16 protein-coding genes are annotated in these 14,487 nt (G+C 46.2%); 8 read left to right on the plus strand and 8 right to left on the minus strand.

Going from position 1 to position 14,487, the window contains the following annotated elements; translation table 11 throughout:
• Positions 1-32: 32 nt before the first annotated feature.
• From VC182_RS00655 to VC182_RS00685, 7 genes are all read right to left on the minus strand, one after another.
• On the minus strand, positions 33-626 hold the full coding sequence (locus VC182_RS00655) for a urate hydroxylase PuuD (protein WP_215321756.1): 594 nt from the start codon (positions 624-626) through the stop codon (positions 33-35).
• A gap of 28 nt (positions 627-654) precedes the next feature.
• On the minus strand, positions 655-1,233 hold the full coding sequence (locus VC182_RS00660; RefSeq protein WP_072582965.1) for a superoxide dismutase: 579 nt from the start codon (positions 1,231-1,233) through the stop codon (positions 655-657).
• 140 nt (positions 1,234-1,373) lie between these two features.
• Positions 1,374-2,150, minus strand: a complete 777-nt coding sequence (locus tag VC182_RS00665; protein ID WP_072582966.1) for a 3-hydroxybutyrate dehydrogenase — start codon at positions 2,148-2,150, stop codon at positions 1,374-1,376.
• 127 nt (positions 2,151-2,277) lie between these two features.
• Positions 2,278-4,674 (minus strand): xanthine dehydrogenase family protein molybdopterin-binding subunit, encoded by a 2,397-nt coding sequence (locus VC182_RS00670; RefSeq protein WP_323484192.1) that lies wholly within the window; start codon positions 4,672-4,674, stop codon positions 2,278-2,280.
• 12 nt (positions 4,675-4,686) lie between these two features.
• On the minus strand, positions 4,687-5,196 hold the full coding sequence (locus VC182_RS00675; RefSeq protein WP_216242205.1) for a (2Fe-2S)-binding protein: 510 nt from the start codon (positions 5,194-5,196) through the stop codon (positions 4,687-4,689).
• 42 nt (positions 5,197-5,238) lie between these two features.
• Positions 5,239-6,093 carry an FAD binding domain-containing protein gene (locus tag VC182_RS00680; RefSeq protein WP_215292724.1) on the minus strand — a complete coding sequence of 285 codons (855 nt, stop codon included), beginning with the start codon at positions 6,091-6,093 and terminating at the stop codon, positions 5,239-5,241.
• Positions 6,094-6,169: 76 nt separating this feature from the next.
• A complete protein-coding gene (locus VC182_RS00685; RefSeq protein WP_072582970.1) occupies positions 6,170-6,646 on the minus strand; it encodes a CoxG family protein in 477 nt (158 codons plus the stop codon).
• A gap of 112 nt (positions 6,647-6,758) precedes the next feature.
• On the opposite strand from VC182_RS00685, the gene VC182_RS00690 reads away from it, so the two are divergent.
• The 8 genes from VC182_RS00690 (at position 6,759) to VC182_RS00725 (ending at position 13,904) form a co-directional block, all read left to right on the plus strand.
• Positions 6,759-7,451 (plus strand): TetR/AcrR family transcriptional regulator, encoded by a 693-nt coding sequence (locus tag VC182_RS00690; protein ID WP_323484193.1) that lies wholly within the window; start codon positions 6,759-6,761, stop codon positions 7,449-7,451.
• 14 nt (positions 7,452-7,465) lie between these two features.
• A complete protein-coding gene (locus VC182_RS00695; protein WP_072582972.1) occupies positions 7,466-7,924 on the plus strand; it encodes a glyoxalase in 459 nt (152 codons plus the stop codon).
• A 9-nt stretch (positions 7,925-7,933) separates the two neighbouring features.
• Positions 7,934-9,175, plus strand: a complete 1,242-nt coding sequence (locus tag VC182_RS00700; protein WP_323484194.1) for an FAD binding domain-containing protein — start codon at positions 7,934-7,936, stop codon at positions 9,173-9,175.
• 74 nt (positions 9,176-9,249) lie between these two features.
• The gene (locus VC182_RS00705) at positions 9,250-10,485 is read left to right on the plus strand and encodes an ABC transporter substrate-binding protein (protein WP_323484195.1); all 1,236 of its coding nucleotides are present in this window, start codon (positions 9,250-9,252) and stop codon (positions 10,483-10,485) included.
• A 116-nt stretch (positions 10,486-10,601) separates the two neighbouring features.
• A complete protein-coding gene (locus VC182_RS00710; RefSeq protein WP_251368526.1) occupies positions 10,602-11,456 on the plus strand; it encodes a branched-chain amino acid ABC transporter permease in 855 nt (284 codons plus the stop codon).
• A 14-nt stretch (positions 11,457-11,470) separates the two neighbouring features.
• A complete protein-coding gene (locus VC182_RS00715; RefSeq protein ID WP_215321747.1) occupies positions 11,471-12,430 on the plus strand; it encodes a branched-chain amino acid ABC transporter permease in 960 nt (319 codons plus the stop codon).
• Positions 12,430-13,185 carry an ABC transporter ATP-binding protein gene (locus VC182_RS00720; protein ID WP_215292728.1) on the plus strand — a complete coding sequence of 252 codons (756 nt, stop codon included), beginning with the start codon at positions 12,430-12,432 and terminating at the stop codon, positions 13,183-13,185. Before VC182_RS00715 ends, VC182_RS00720 begins: the two co-directional genes overlap by 1 nt.
• Before the next feature lie 14 nt (positions 13,186-13,199).
• On the plus strand, positions 13,200-13,904 hold the full coding sequence (locus VC182_RS00725; RefSeq protein ID WP_215321745.1) for an ABC transporter ATP-binding protein: 705 nt from the start codon (positions 13,200-13,202) through the stop codon (positions 13,902-13,904).
• On the opposite strand, the gene VC182_RS00730 is transcribed toward VC182_RS00725, so the two are convergent.
• Positions 13,901-14,404 (minus strand): YqaA family protein, encoded by a 504-nt coding sequence (locus tag VC182_RS00730; RefSeq protein WP_072583181.1) that lies wholly within the window; start codon positions 14,402-14,404, stop codon positions 13,901-13,903. The genes VC182_RS00725 and VC182_RS00730 overlap by 4 nt on opposite strands.
• Positions 14,405-14,487 lie beyond the last annotated feature (83 nt).

Raw genomic sequence — 14,487 nt, forward strand, 5'->3', positions numbered from 1 at the left:
TGCGGGCCTTTTATTTATGCAGCTGGTAATAATTAAGAAACGATCACAAACCATGTAGTGTTGTGTGATTGAGCAACCATCAAGAACAACATTGGTACGGATAGCAATGTATTCAAACGGGATGTCAACATCGCAACGCGAGCAGATTTTGCCTTAACGTCAGCTTCAACAGCAACGATACCAAGAGCGCGCTTTTGATTTGGCCAAATAATGAACCAAACGTTAATAGCCATTACCAAGGCAATCCACATACCTAAACCGATTGCGCGGAACGGGGCTTGCAATGTGAAGGCTTGATGAAGGTAACCATTTAAAGCGGCCACAATCAAACCCGTTAGCACAGTAAACAAAGCCGCGTAACGAAACCAGAACAATGCTGCTGGAGCAATGACTTTGCCAATCGCTGGCTTTTGCTCATCGGGAATCTTTGGCATTGATGGAATCTGCACAAAGTTAAAGTACCAGAGCAAACCAATCCACATCACACCGCACATCACGTGCAACCAGCGGAAGACAAACGGAAGTTCAGCAGAACTAAAGTTGCCGCCTAAAGCCAAAATAATAAGGGCGAGCAGGACAAAACCGGCAAAAATAGTGCGTCCCAAAGAGGTCAAGATTGATGTCATTAGATTTTCCTAAATGAGATAAATTAAATTAAGCAAAATTTTGGCTAGCAAAATCCCAATTCACTACATTCCAAAAATTTTCTACATATTTTGGTCGCGCATTGCGTGTATCAATATAGTAAGCATGCTCCCAAACATCACATGTCATCAGCGGCTTAGCATCTGTGGTGATAGGAGTTGCAGCATTACTGGTAGAAGCAAGATCAAGGCTGCCATCTGCTTTTTTAACCAGCCATGCCCAACCTGAACCAAAAGTTCCTACAGCACACTTTGTAAACTCTTCTTTGAATTTATCAAACGAGCCCCACTTGGTATTGATAGCATCAGCCAATGGGCCGCTAGGAGCGCCACCACCATTTGGCTTCATGCTTGACCAATAAAAGGTATGGTTCCAAACTTGTGCGGCGTTATTAAATACACCACCTGTAGATTTCTTAATGATATCTTCAAGAGATGAATTTTCAAACTCAGTCCCTTTAATCAAATTATTTAAATTAGTGACATAAGCCTGGTGATGTTTACCATAGTGGTACTCCAAAGTTTCCTTGGAGATATATGGAGCCAAAGCATCGAGTGCATATGGCAACTGAGGTAAGGTATGTTCCATTTATATTCCTTTTAATTACATTGCGCCAAAGTTAGATTAATTTTGGATAACTATAGACTATTCTGGGGTTTTTGTTTGATCCAAGAAAAATGCCGGCAAAGCAGCCTGCCGGCATTAACTTCAACTCTGTTTATAAAGGTTTATTGAGCGGTCCAGCCGCCATCCATGTTCCAAGCCACTCCACGAACTTCAGAGGCGTCTGGCCCACAAAGGAAAACCGCCAAGGCTGCCAATTGCTCTGGACTCACAAACTCTCCAGAGGGCTGCTTTTCGGATACCAGGGCATTCTTGGCGGCCTCATTAGAAATGCCTTCGCGTTCTGCGCGAGCGTCTACCTGCTTCTGAACTAAAGGGGTTAATACCCAACCCGGGCAAATTGCATTGCAAGTAATGCCAGTGCGCGCATTTTCCAAAGCCGTCACTTTAGTTAATCCAACAATGCCATGCTTAGCAGCAACATAGGCAGCCTTCTGAGTAGAAGCTACTAAGCCATGTACTGAGGCGATATTAATAATGCGGCCCCAGTTGCGTTTTTTCATACCGGGTAAGGCATGGTGTGTTGTGTGAAATGCCGAACTTAAATTAATAGCAATGATGGCATCCCACTTATCTGTTGGAAACTCTTCAATGTTCGCGGTGTACTGAATACCCGCATTATTAATTAAGATATCAAGCGAACCAAAACGCTTCTCTGTTTGCTTGATCAGGTCTTCAATCTCAGCGGGCTTGCTCATATCAGCACCATGGTAATCAACCTCTACACCACAGGCTTTAATTTGAGCAATGGCTTCATCTTTCTCGCCAAAACCATTGACCATGATGTTGACGCCTTGTTTAGCCAGTGCAATAGCCATTCCTAAGCCAATACCGCTAGTGGAGCCAGTAACTAAAGCTGTTTTACCTTTTAATGTGGACATATCATTTACCGTATCAAGTTAATTAAAAGGGCTGCAAAACGCTTTATGGGCCCCAAAACTGGATGTTACAGGATGTGCTGAACCACCCTCGGAGGTGATGCACCAGGGTGGTCAGAACCTATAAATATTAGATTTTCTTAAGAGCCCGCAGGATCTTTTCACAGGTGATGGGCTGATCAAAGACGGATGCATTTAATGGTGCCAAGGCATCATTAATAGCGTTTTGAACTGCACCTGGCGCTCCGGCTGTACCAGCCTCACCTGCTCCTTTAGCACCCAATTTGGAAGATTGGGTAGGCGTCTCAACGTGAGCAACCTCAATATCCGGCATCTCATTAGCCATCGGCACTAAGTAATCCGCCATGCTGCCATTGCGCAACAAACCACTTTCATCATAGAGACACTCTTCGAACAGAACGCCACCAATACCCTGTACGATTGCGCCGCGCACTTGTTCATTGACCAACATTGGATTGATAACGCGACCACAGTCTTCTACCGCCCAATGTTTCAATAGCTTCACAAAGCCTGTGTCTGGGTCAACCTCAACGTAAGACGCTTGCACTCCATTAGTAAAGATGAATGGATATTCTTTTTGTGTGTAGTGACGCGTCACCATGAGATCAGCAGAAAATCCAGCCGGTAAAGTATCGGTGCGGAAATAACCCACTCTACCCACTTCACTAAAGGGCAATAATTGCTCACCAGTCGCTTTATCAAGGATATGTCCACGACGCGCAGTTAATTCAGCAACAGGTCGATTCAAAATAGCACCCGCAAGTTTAATGATGTTTTCTTGCAGTGCTTGAGAAGCCAAGAGAACTGCTTCACCGCCAACACCGGCTCCACGTGATGCCCAGGTACCACCCCCGTAAGGAGTGACATCGGTATCACCAGTAATAACACGTACTTGATCGATTGGAACGCCAACAGCATCAGCGGCAATCTGGGTATAGATACCTTCAGTGCCTTGACCTTGTTCCCCAACACCAATCAATACCGAAACCACACCGCTAGGATCCATACGAACAGTAGCGCCATCCTGCGACGCAATACGTGCGCCACCCACACCATAAAAAGCGGGACTTGGATTGGTTAACTCAATCAAAGTTGCAAATCCAATGCCGCGATAGATTCCTTTTTTGCGCAACTCAGCCTGCTCTTTACGCAGGGTGGAATAGTCCATCATTTTTTCAATGGTTCGCAAACATTGTTCATGCGAGAGAACTTCTAACTTAATTCCAGAAATTCCGGAGCAAGGATAAGCGTCATCCGGAATCACGTTACGCTTACGGAACTCAAGTGGATCCATTTGCAATTTTTCCGCAGCCAAATCTACTAAGCCTTCGGTCACAGCGCAAGCAATCGGATGGCCTACGCCACGATACTGACAAGTTGGTGTTTTATTCTGAAAAACAACATTGAGCTTAGCGCGATAGTTTTGATGCTTATAAGGACCGCCCACCAAGTTCACGACTTGATTGCCTTCAATAGCGCTAGTTCTAGGGAACATGGAGTATGGGCCAATTGCAGTCAGATCATCAATCTCAAAGGCCAATATATCGCCTGCCTTATTGGCAGCAATACGTCCTTTAATACGATGCTCACGCGCATGAATATCACTAGTGAATGATTCAAGACGGTCTGCTACAAACTTCACGGGGCGCTCAAGCATCATGGCAAGCCCTACGGTAGCGAAGTCATCTGGATAGGCATGAACCTTAATTCCAAAAGACCCACCCACATCCTTGCAAATGACATGCACATCTGATTCTGAAAGACCAAACTGACGGCAATACAGATCTTGCATCATGTGTGGCGCTTGTTGCGAATGGTACACAGTGAGACGACGATCGCCTGGGTTGTAATCTGCAATCTGACAGCGCGGCTCAAGCGTTACACCGGTATGGCGCCCAAATCCAAAAGTAGCTTCTGCTACCACGTCAGCAGTTGCAAATACCTCATCCACATTACCAACATCGAGGCTTCGGGTAAAACATAAATTATCACCAAGGTCGGGATGAATAACCGGAGTGTCCGCATCAAGCGCGGTTTCCATGGAAACGACTGCCGGCAACTCTTCCCACTCAACATCGATATGCTGCAGAGCGTCTTCCGCCTGCGCTCTAGTTTCTGCAACCACCGCCACCACCGGCTCACCCTGCCAACAAGCACGATCAATTGCTAAGGCGTGTTGAGGGGCGGACTTCATACCAGCTAGGTGACCTAAAGTGGCTACCCAAGGCTTACAAATTTTCGCCATTTGCACGCCATCTACAACCGCAAGAACACCGGGCATCTTACTGGCATGCTCTGTATGAATTTTGCCGATTTTCATGTGTGCTACTGGGGAGCGCCAGAACACCACATGCGCCATACGAGGCAATTGAATATCGTCAATGTAAGTGCCCTGACCTTCAAGCAGACGACGAGCTCCATGTCGTGGTTCGCTATGACCTATATATCGCTGATCATTTGTTACGGGATCCAGTACCATTCCCTTTAAATCACTTGGCTTATTCATAATGCGTTTTCCTTAAGCGTCAGCAAGGACAGGTTTAATTTTTTGGCCCTTGGCACGAGCATTCAATACGTCGATGATTGCATCGACGATAGAGTGGTAGCCAGTGCAACGACAGTAATTGCCTGAGATCCATTCGCGCACTTGTTCGCGCGTTGCTTTTGGTTGTTTCTCAATCAACTCTGCTGCAGCTAACAACATGCCAGAGGAGCAGAAGCCGCACTGCATAGCGTTGTGGCGCATAAAAGATTCTTGTAGATCTGTCAAAACACCATTTTTGGTGAGACCTTCGACCGTTTCAACCACACTACCATCCGCCTGTACTGCCAGAAATAGGCATCCGCGAATGATTTGCCCATCCACCTTGACGGTACAAGCCCCGCACGCGCCCTGCTCACAACCCAAGTGAGGGCCTTTTAAATGCAAATCTTCGCGTAAAAAATCCACTAGGTGTCTGCGCGGTTCAATCTCTGCGTTGACGAGTCGACCATTCACGGTCATTGAAATTTTTTTCTTCAAACTCATTTTGATCTCCGAATTCTTTTGCCAATACTTACTATTTGAGTATTAAGCAATCATGTGCTTGAGTCCACGCTCGAGCAATACACCAATTAAATGTTGTTTCGCTTCTGCGCTATTAGTTATGTCTGCAATTGCTTCGATTTCATCACGCGCTTCTGCTACAGCCCTAGCAATCAACTCATCGTTGAGTTTTTGGCCATTGATTAAATCCTGCGCTTTAGTTGCCATTACTGGCGTAGCGCCAACAGAGAAGAATGTAAAGGCACAGCGAGTCAAAACATCACCTTGCTTCTGTGCAACTGCAGCTAAACCAGCAACCGCATAGTCGCCATGACGTCTAGCCAGCTCATGAAAATAGAAAACTTCTTGCTTGCTTGCCAATGGAATCTCAGTCGCCACGAGAATTTCATCGGGCTCTAATGAGGTCGTATACAGGTCAATGAAAAAATCGTTTGCAGAAATTCGGCGCTCGCCTGCTGGTCCATGAATAATCATCGTCGCCCGTAAAGTTAAGCTGCAAGCGGGCCATTCAGCCGCTGGGTCACCATATGCCAGTGAGCCTCCCCAGGTTCCTAGATTACGAATGGCGCGATGGGCAATATGTGGGGCTGCTGCTTTTAAAAGTGGGGCATGTTTTGCGACTAATTCTGAATCTTCAATTTCAGTATGGGTCACTAACGCGCCAATACGCAAACTATCACCAACAACTGAAATACCTTTGAGCTCAGCGATATCAGTGATATCGATTAACACTGCGGGCTCAGACAAACGCATATTCAAGGTGGCTAATAAAGTTTGCCCACCTGCAATTAATTGAGCATCATCACCGCCCTGCTCAAGCAAAGACAAGGCCTCTTGTAAGGCCTTGGGCTTTACATAATCGAATGCTGCAGATTTCATTAAGTCTCCTCCACCACCAATGTATTAAGCTTTTCTAGCTTTTTATTTTTTGCGCTACTTTTTTATTACCGCTTTTTTATTTACCACCAGCGTCTGACTCCAACGCCACCGTCTCCCCGCCTAATTCTTTTGCAAATTTCTGAAAAAAATCATCTGCAATCTTTTTTGCCGATGCGCTAATTAAGCGACCGCCAATTTGACCTAACTTGCCACCAATCGAGGCTTCCGTCGTATAAGAGACCAAAGTACCTCCTTCGGCTTGCTTTAGCTCCACTCGTGACTTACCTTTGGCAAACCCTGCTGCCCCACCAGACCCTTCAAAGGCCATAGAGCAAGATTGGTCCGGGATGATGTCACTTAGGAGCAATTTCCCTGCAAAACGGGCTCTAACGGGCCCAATTTTGAACATCACCTTGGCATGAATCTCTTCTGGGGAGATGCGACTGATCTCCTCGCAGCCAGGAATGGACTTGGCCAACACGTCAATATCGTTCAAACCCTTCCATACTTCAGGGATTGGAGCGGATATGAGTTGCTCGCCATTTAATTCCATTTGATCTCCTTGGGGTTTGTACGAATAGAGTCTTATCTACCAATTGTTCAACAATGTACCATTATTTAACTTTTGGTCAATAAGTCCAAATTCGGATAAACCCTGAGCATCCATGCGTTTTACTGAAGATAGCGTTTCCAGCCCAAATACTGCTGAAAGTTCAGAAGGCCCTTTGGCGCCCATCCGAAAAAGAATGGGTACAGCCGAGCGTAAACGCCAAATATTGGATAGCGCTATTCAGTTCTTTGCTAGAAATGGTATCGATGGTCAATTAAGAAATTTATCTAAAGAACTAGGCATCACCCATGCCCTGCTTTATCACTACTTCCCCACTAAGGATGCGCTGATTCAAGAAGTTTATAAAGAGGTCTTTGAATCTCGCTGGAAGCCAGAGTGGGAAGAGCTGCTGGATGATGACTCCCTCACTCCCGAAGAAAAATTCAATGCATTCTATTTGGACTACTCCAACACAGTCTTAACTTATGACTTTGTGCGCATTTTGATTTTTTCTGGCTTAAGTGATCACTCTATTAGCGATCGCTTCTTCGAGCTTTTGCGCACGCGCTTATTACCAAGACTCATTCGCGAAACTCGCAAGTATTGCGGCAGGTCTGATACATCAAAGCCTACCCAGCGTGAGCTTGAATTCCTCATGGGATTGCATGGTGGCGTCTTCTACATTGGCATGAGGCGCTGGATCTATGGACAAGCCATATATGCCGCCGAAAGCCCCAACACAGAACAAGAAATTATTCGCGACCGAGTGCAGTCTTATCTCCATTCCGCTAAATCACTGTTTGCTTAATTCAAAAGGTATCCATGTCTAACTTAAGCCTGAATCACTTCTCCATCCGCAGTCTAGAGATTGAAAAAACGACTGAATTTTTTAGCAAGCTCCTTGGCTTAACTGTTGGTCCAAGACCTGAGTTCCCTTTCCCAGGTGTTTGGCTATACAACGGTGATGAGAGTAGTTGGGCTAATGCGGTCCTGCATCTCATTGCTATCGACAAAAATGATCCGAACGGACTGAAAAAATATTTAGGTGAACGCGACCCCAGCACACTCCATGGGTCTGGTGCAGTAGATCACATTGCTTTTTTTGCAACCGGACTAGAAGAAAAAATTGCTCTCCTAAAGAAACTCAATGTTTCTTATCGCGAGCGCACTGTACCCGTCCTGAAGCTCCACCAAATATTTTTGGACGATCCTAATGGTGTGGTTATTGAACTCAACTACCCGGCTGAAGAAAAGGCTGCTCTGGATACGAAAGCAGCATAGGGGCTATTGATGGCAAAAATTCTAGTTGTAGGCGGCTCTCTTGGCGGTTTGTTTGTGGCAAATATTTTGCTGCGCCAAGGGCATGACGTTACTTTGCTAGAAAAGACTATTGGATCCTTGGACGGTCGTGGCGCCGGCATTGTCACCCATGATGCTTTGGCTGAAGCACTACGCGCTGCTGGAGTGACTGTTGATGAAACACTCGGCGTACCCGTGACTAAGCGTGTCACTTTGGGTGCTGACGGTCAAAGCCTTGGTGAAATGGAGTTACCTCAAGTATTAACCTCTTGGAGCCGCCTTTATCACATGCTCAAAGAAAGTTTTCCAAGCGAGCGCTACCTTCAAGGCAAGACAGTGAAGTCGGTTACGCAAGATGCGAACGCCGTAAAGGTACTTTGTGAAGATGGCAGTCAGTATGACGCAGAGCTACTCATTGCATCCGATGGCATACGCTCTGCAGTGCGAGCGCAAGTCGCACCACAGATTCAACCTGAATATGCAGGCTATATAGCTTGGCGTGGCGTGTGTGACGAAGCCTGCCTATCAAGGAACACTCTAGAGACTCTATTCAATCGCTTTGGCTTTTGTTTGCCCAATGGCGAGCAAATGCTGGGTTATCCAGTTGCTGGTTCTGGCAATGACACGCGTCCAGGCAAGCGTCGCTATAACTTTGTTTGGTATCGCCCAGCCTCAGAGCATGAGGAGTTGGTAAGCCTTCTTACAGACGATGATGGTCATCACTACCCTACCGGCATCCCACCACTCAAAGTGTCTTGGAAGCATATCGCTCGCATGCGAAAAGTGGCGCAGGAGATCTTGGCACCCCAATACGCAGAAATATTAGAAAAAACAGCCGCACCATTTTTACAAGCCATTTATGACGTGCGCTCCGAACAAATTGTCTTTGGCAGAATCGCACTCATGGGCGACGCCGCTTTTGTTGGTAGGCCGCACGTAGGTATGGGCGTTACCAAGGCCGCTGATGAGGCAATAGTGATTGCAAAGCATATTGCCGCCCATGGCGCTACCCCAGCAGCGCTCAACGCATACAGCGAAGAGCGCTTAGAGCTAGGCCAACAAGTAGTGGCTAGAGCCCAATATTTGGGTCGCTATATGCAAGCCCAAGGAAGTAAGGGCAATAGGGATAACGAGAAGTTAAAAAGAAATGCCGATACTGTGATGGCGGAAACCGCGATTGATATCAGCGATCTATTAGCTCAAGGGAAAGCAGTGCCTGAATCTGCGCACTAAATGGCGCATTCAGTTAAGATTTAAAAAATAAAAAATATTCTTATTTAACAAAGTTTTATATGGAGGAGACAACCATGAAACAAAAAGTAACGAATCAAACGAGACGCAAGATGTTGATTGGTGGAGCCGCAGCAGCAAGCACCCCACTTTGGTTAAACGTAGCAAATGCTCAGGCTGACACTATCAAGATCGGCTTTCCAACGCCGTTGACAGGACCCTTCTCAGCAGAAGCTCAGGATCAGGTGAAGGCGGCTGAATTAGCCATCAAAGAATTTAACGATGCAGGCGGCCTTAACGGACGTAAGGCAGAGCTTCTAGTGAGAGACACCAAGCTCAACGCTGGAGAAGCCGCAACTCGTACTTTGGAGTTGATTGAAAAAGACAAAGTTAACTTTGTCGTTGGCTCACTTTCAGCGGCAACACAACTTTCTATCAACGCCGTTTGCAAAGAGCGTAAAGTTCTCTTTAACTCCATTAGTCAATCTGATGCAATTAACGAAGCGAAAGACTGGAGTGTTTATACATTCCACGAAGCACTAAACCCAACAATGACTGCTGGCGCTGTAGCACGTTACTCTATTCCACGTTTTGGAAAGAAGATTGTGTTCTTAACAGCTGACTATGCTTACGGCCATGAAATGGTGCGCGCGTTTGAGCGTGCTGGTAAAGAAATGGGTGCTACAACCCTGGCTGATATTCGCCATCCATTGGGCACATCAGATTATTCAGCATTCTTACCGCGTATCAAAGCCTTGAATCCAGATATTTTAGTTTTATGCAACTTTGGACGTGACCTGGTGAATTCAGCAAAGCAGTGTACTGATTTTGGTTTGAAATCCAGCATGAAAATTGTGGCGCCTGTTTTGCTCTACACCTCACGCATTGCCGGTGGAGCAGAAGCATTTGAAGGCATTGCTGGTGGAACCTCCTACTATTGGGGTCTGGAGGATCGTATCCCGCAAGCAAAAGCATTTAACGATGCCTACAGAAAAGCATACAACGGCTCCGTTCCTTCTGATTACGGTGCATTAGGTTATGCAGGCGTTAAAAGCGTACTTGCATCAGTCAAAATTGCAAAATCTAGCGACACTATGAAGGTGGTCGCTGCAATGGAAAATCTCAAGTATGACTGGTACAAGGGTCCCGAATACTATCGTAAATGCGATCATCAAGCAGTTCAATCTGTCATCATCATCGAGTCAAAATCAAAAGATATGAAAGATAAGTATGACGTCTTCAAGATTTTGACGATTGAACCTACTACAGAGAAAAACATGCGCTCTTGTGCAGAGCTAGGTCACAAGGCCTAATCCAAAACTTCAGGGTGAATTTCTAATTCACCCTGATTCACTCCTCAAAACCACTTGGTGGAGGGGAGTTTTTTCTGAGTACATTTATGACCGGTCTTACATTCGAACTTCTCTGCATGCAATTGCTTACAGGTATCGCCTTAGGCAGTATTTATGCACTTCTAGCCCTTGGCCTATGTCTCATTTTTGGCATGCTGAACGTGGTGAACTTTGCACATGGCGCCTTCTTTATGGTGGGCGCATTTTTAGGCGTCTACTTCCTGGGTATCACCGGAAGCTTTTGGTTCAGTCTGGCACTAACACCCCTAATAACAGGCTGTATTGGTCTTGTAACCGAGCGTTTCTTAGTTAGGCCGCTCTATGGTCGCGGTCTCGATTACCCCCTTCTTCTTACCTTTGGTCTTTCTTATGTTTTGATCGAAGTTATACGTATAACCTTTGGCATCGAAGGCCTTCCGTCAGTTACCCCAGAGGGTCTTGGCGGAACAGTGAATGTAGGCATTGGTTATTTCCCTAAATATCGCCTCTTCCTCATTGCGGCTACTGCAGTCGTCATTTTGGGTGTTTGGTTCTTCATTCAAAAGACGCGTTATGGCCTCATCATTAAAGCCGGCGCTGCCGACCAAGAAATTGTGAAGGTCTTAGGCATCGATATTGCTAAGGTTTGGCTTTTGGTTTTTGGGTTGGGTTGCGCAATTGCCGGTCTTTCAGGAATTCTTGCCTCACCAACACGCTCAGTCAATCCAGAGATGGGTATTCCCATTCTGGCGGAATCTTTTGTGGTGACCGTTGTAGGCGGCATGGGCTCTCCAGTCGGCGCAGTGCTGGCTGGCTTGTTAGTGGGTGTGGTCTACAGCATGACCTCCCTCTTCTTCCCCGACTTAGCAGAACTTTCCATTTTTGTACTGATGGCTGTAGTGCTGTTAATTCGCCCACAAGGTTTATTTGGCAAAGCAGGAGCAATGGGCTAAGGCTCCGAATATTTATGAATTCATTTTTCCAACTCATTGCACGTCATCGCGTACTAGCTTGCATGCTGTTCTTAGCAATCTTTCCATTCATCATGCCGTATGAAGCCTTGGCAATCAATATTTTGATCTTTGGTTTATTCGCCATGGGCTTTAACTTGCTGTTTGGTTACATGGGCCTACTATCTTTTGGTCATGCAGCCTTCCTAGGCATTGGTAGCTATATCACCGGCATAGCCATTGTTCACTATGGTTTACCTTGGGGCGCCGCCATTCTGGTTGGCGTCATTGGCGCCGCTCTTGGCGGCCTCATCATGGGCTACCTGGCCATTCGCACTCGTGGCATCTACTTCTCCATGGTGACCTTAGCGCTTGGTCAAATTGTGTACTACATCTTCTATAAGGCAGAGAGCCTTACTGGTGGTGAGAATGGTTTACGAGGTGTCCGCGTAGATGAATTCAACATTTTAGGCATCCCAGTTGACTTCTTAAATCCATTGATCAAGTACTACATTATTCTTTTCTTTGTAGTGATTGCCATTTGGCTTATTTCCCGTATCCTAAGCTCACCTTTAGGTGCCGTCATGGAAGCGATTCGGGAGAATGAGAAGCGCGCAGCAGCTTGTGGATTTGATGTAGCCCGTACCAAACTATTGGTTTTCGTATTGTCAGCGGCGATTTGTGGCTTAGCAGGCTCATTGCGCGCCCTCCACCTCTCTATCGTGCCAATTGATTCTCTGCACTATCTGCAGTCTGGTCAGGCAGTCATGATGAGCATTCTCGGTGGAATGGGCACCTTCTTTGGTCCATTTATCGGCGCAGCAGTCATGCTCTACTTGGAAGACGTGGTCACCACCTTCACCAAGCATTGGATGGCTGTTGTTGGTTTAGTGTTCATGTTCTTTGTGCTGTTCTTCCCTAAAGGTATCTGGGGAACCATTCTGAGCAAGCTACAAATTAATCAGGATTCGAAATAATGAATAGCGCAACTACAACCCCTATTCTTGAAGCGCGTCATGTCAGCAAGAGCTTTGGTAAGTTCAAGGCATTACAGGACGTATCCACTAGCTTTATGCCTGGAACACTTACGGCAATTATTGGCCCGAATGGTGCAGGTAAAAGCACCTTCTTTAATGTCTTGAGTGGCGCGTTTCCACCATCGAGCGGTCAAATTCTATTTAATGGCAAAGATATCACCGGCATGCAGCAGCATGAATTTGCTCGCATCGGAATTTCTAAAAGCTTTCAGATCACCAATGTGTTTAAGCAACTCAGCGTTCATGAGAATGTTCGCGTAGCAGCACAGATGGAAACGGCGCGCTACAACTTCCTCCGTAACGCCCAAAGCTATCCCAAGCCAATTGAGATCGCCGATGAATTACTGCATCGAGTTAATCTAGAGCACTTACGCAATAAGAAGACGGGTGACTTAGCGCATGGCCAACAGCGCGCCCTGGAAATTGCGATGGCATTGGCCTGCAACCCCAGCCTTCTATTGCTAGATGAACCCACTGCCGGCATGTCTCCAGAAGAAACTTTGGTCATGATGGAATTGATTCGCACACTTGCTAGTGAGCGCACGGTTATTTTGGTTGAACACAAGATGAAACTCATCATGGGCCTTTGTAAGCGCATCATCGTACTGCACCATGGCGAGTTCTTGGCAGAAGGCACTCCAGAAGAAATCCAAAATAATGCAGAGGTACGTCGTGTGTACCTAGGTCAAGGTTAATCAGAAAGCAAACTATGTTGCGTGTAGAAAACTTAAACGCTTGGTATGACCGTAGTCACGTATTGCAAGGCATCTCACTTGAGGTGAACAAAGGTGAGATCGTTACTTTGATGGGCCGCAATGGTGCCGGCAAAACCACTACCCTACGGTCTCTGATGGGCCTGTTATCTAAACGCCAAGGTAAAGCATCCATTGATGGCACTTCATTTTTAGATTTACCTGCTCACGAGCGCTTTCATTTAGGTCTGGCATATGTTCCAGAGGATCGCCGCATCGTTCCCGGGCTGACTGTTAAAGAAAACTTAGAGCTTGGGGTGATCGCCAAGAAGAACTCAGGTGACATGAGTGCATTAGTTGATGAGATTGCTGAAACCTTCCCCAGACTAAAAGAGCGCTTACATCAAGACGGCACATCAATGTCTGGTGGCGAGCAACAAATGTTGGCTATTGCCAGAGCCATGATTGGTAAGCCTAAAGTCATTCTGCTCGACGAACCCTCAGAAGGCATCATGCCGGTCTTGGTTGAAGAGATGTTTGAGCTCTTTGCAAAACTAAAGCAAGAAGGTCTAACCATTCTACTGGTGGAGCAAAACGTACAACAAGCTTTGAAAATTTCTGATCGCGCCTATATTCTTGATCAAGGCGAGATTGTTTTTCATGACACTGCACAGAACCTCTTGAACAATGATGAGGTTCAGCAGAAGTATTGCGCCGTTTAGATGAGATGTAGCCAGTGACCCAACTGGTGCCAAAAACTATCTGGCACCAAAGTCAGCAACCAGGTTAAGGTCAGATAGCGCAGCAACTTGCCAATGAACATATAAATTATGCAAGGTTGCCAAGCAAGTTTCAACCATCCAGCGGCAAGGCATAGGGGATCACCAAGCCCAGGCAGCCATGAAAGTAACAGAATTTTTGGACCCCAAGCTTCTAGCCAATCTTTGAGGCGTTCATTTTTTGGCTCACCAACAGACTTCATACTTCTACGGGCAATGAGACCAAGCCACCAGTCGAACATGCCCCCCAAGGTATTTCCAACAGTGGCCACAAAAATTGCAACCCAATATAAATCTGGATTCAAGGCGGTGTAACCAAACAGAATTGGCTCCGAACCAACCGGTAATAAAGTTGCTGAAACAAAAGCGCTGATAAACACCGCAGGTAAGCCAACTGAAGGCATTCCAAACCAGCTAAAAAAATGTGAAAGTGCGTGCTCCATAAAACGCATACCCCTTATGTAATGCCTTCTAGGGATTCATTAACCCCAATCAGTCTATTTTGCCTTGTTTTGGCCAATCTCCA

It is taken from the genome of Polynucleobacter sp. AP-Nickl1-40-C4 (assembly GCF_035012665.1).
Lineage (GTDB): Bacteria > Pseudomonadota > Gammaproteobacteria > Burkholderiales > Burkholderiaceae > Polynucleobacter.

What these genes read in the sequence shown, in the direction of transcription:
- VC182_RS00655 (WP_215321756.1), bottom strand. Translation starts at nt 626, where the DNA reads ATGACATCAATCTTGACCTCTTTGGGACGCACTATTTTTGCCGGTTTT.
- VC182_RS00660 (WP_072582965.1), bottom strand. Translation starts at nt 1,233, where the DNA reads ATGGAACATACCTTACCTCAGTTGCCATATGCACTCGATGCTTTGGCT.
- VC182_RS00665 (WP_072582966.1), bottom strand. Translation starts at nt 2,150, where the DNA reads ATGTCCACATTAAAAGGTAAAACAGCTTTAGTTACTGGCTCCACTAGC.
- VC182_RS00670 (WP_323484192.1), bottom strand. Translation starts at nt 4,674, where the DNA reads ATGAATAAGCCAAGTGATTTAAAGGGAATGGTACTGGATCCCGTAACA.
- VC182_RS00675 (WP_216242205.1), bottom strand. Translation starts at nt 5,196, where the DNA reads ATGAGTTTGAAGAAAAAAATTTCAATGACCGTGAATGGTCGACTCGTC.
- VC182_RS00680 (WP_215292724.1), bottom strand. Translation starts at nt 6,093, where the DNA reads ATGAAATCTGCAGCATTCGATTATGTAAAGCCCAAGGCCTTACAAGAG.
- VC182_RS00685 (WP_072582970.1), bottom strand. Translation starts at nt 6,646, where the DNA reads ATGGAATTAAATGGCGAGCAACTCATATCCGCTCCAATCCCTGAAGTA.
- VC182_RS00690 (WP_323484193.1), top strand. Translation starts at nt 6,759, where the DNA reads ATGCGTTTTACTGAAGATAGCGTTTCCAGCCCAAATACTGCTGAAAGT.
- VC182_RS00695 (WP_072582972.1), top strand. Translation starts at nt 7,466, where the DNA reads ATGTCTAACTTAAGCCTGAATCACTTCTCCATCCGCAGTCTAGAGATT.
- VC182_RS00700 (WP_323484194.1), top strand. Translation starts at nt 7,934, where the DNA reads ATGGCAAAAATTCTAGTTGTAGGCGGCTCTCTTGGCGGTTTGTTTGTG.
- VC182_RS00705 (WP_323484195.1), top strand. Translation starts at nt 9,250, where the DNA reads ATGAAACAAAAAGTAACGAATCAAACGAGACGCAAGATGTTGATTGGT.
- VC182_RS00710 (WP_251368526.1), top strand. Translation starts at nt 10,602, where the DNA reads ATGCAATTGCTTACAGGTATCGCCTTAGGCAGTATTTATGCACTTCTA.
- VC182_RS00715 (WP_215321747.1), top strand. Translation starts at nt 11,471, where the DNA reads ATGAATTCATTTTTCCAACTCATTGCACGTCATCGCGTACTAGCTTGC.
- VC182_RS00720 (WP_215292728.1), top strand. Translation starts at nt 12,430, where the DNA reads ATGAATAGCGCAACTACAACCCCTATTCTTGAAGCGCGTCATGTCAGC.
- VC182_RS00725 (WP_215321745.1), top strand. Translation starts at nt 13,200, where the DNA reads ATGTTGCGTGTAGAAAACTTAAACGCTTGGTATGACCGTAGTCACGTA.
- VC182_RS00730 (WP_072583181.1), bottom strand. Translation starts at nt 14,404, where the DNA reads ATGGAGCACGCACTTTCACATTTTTTTAGCTGGTTTGGAATGCCTTCA.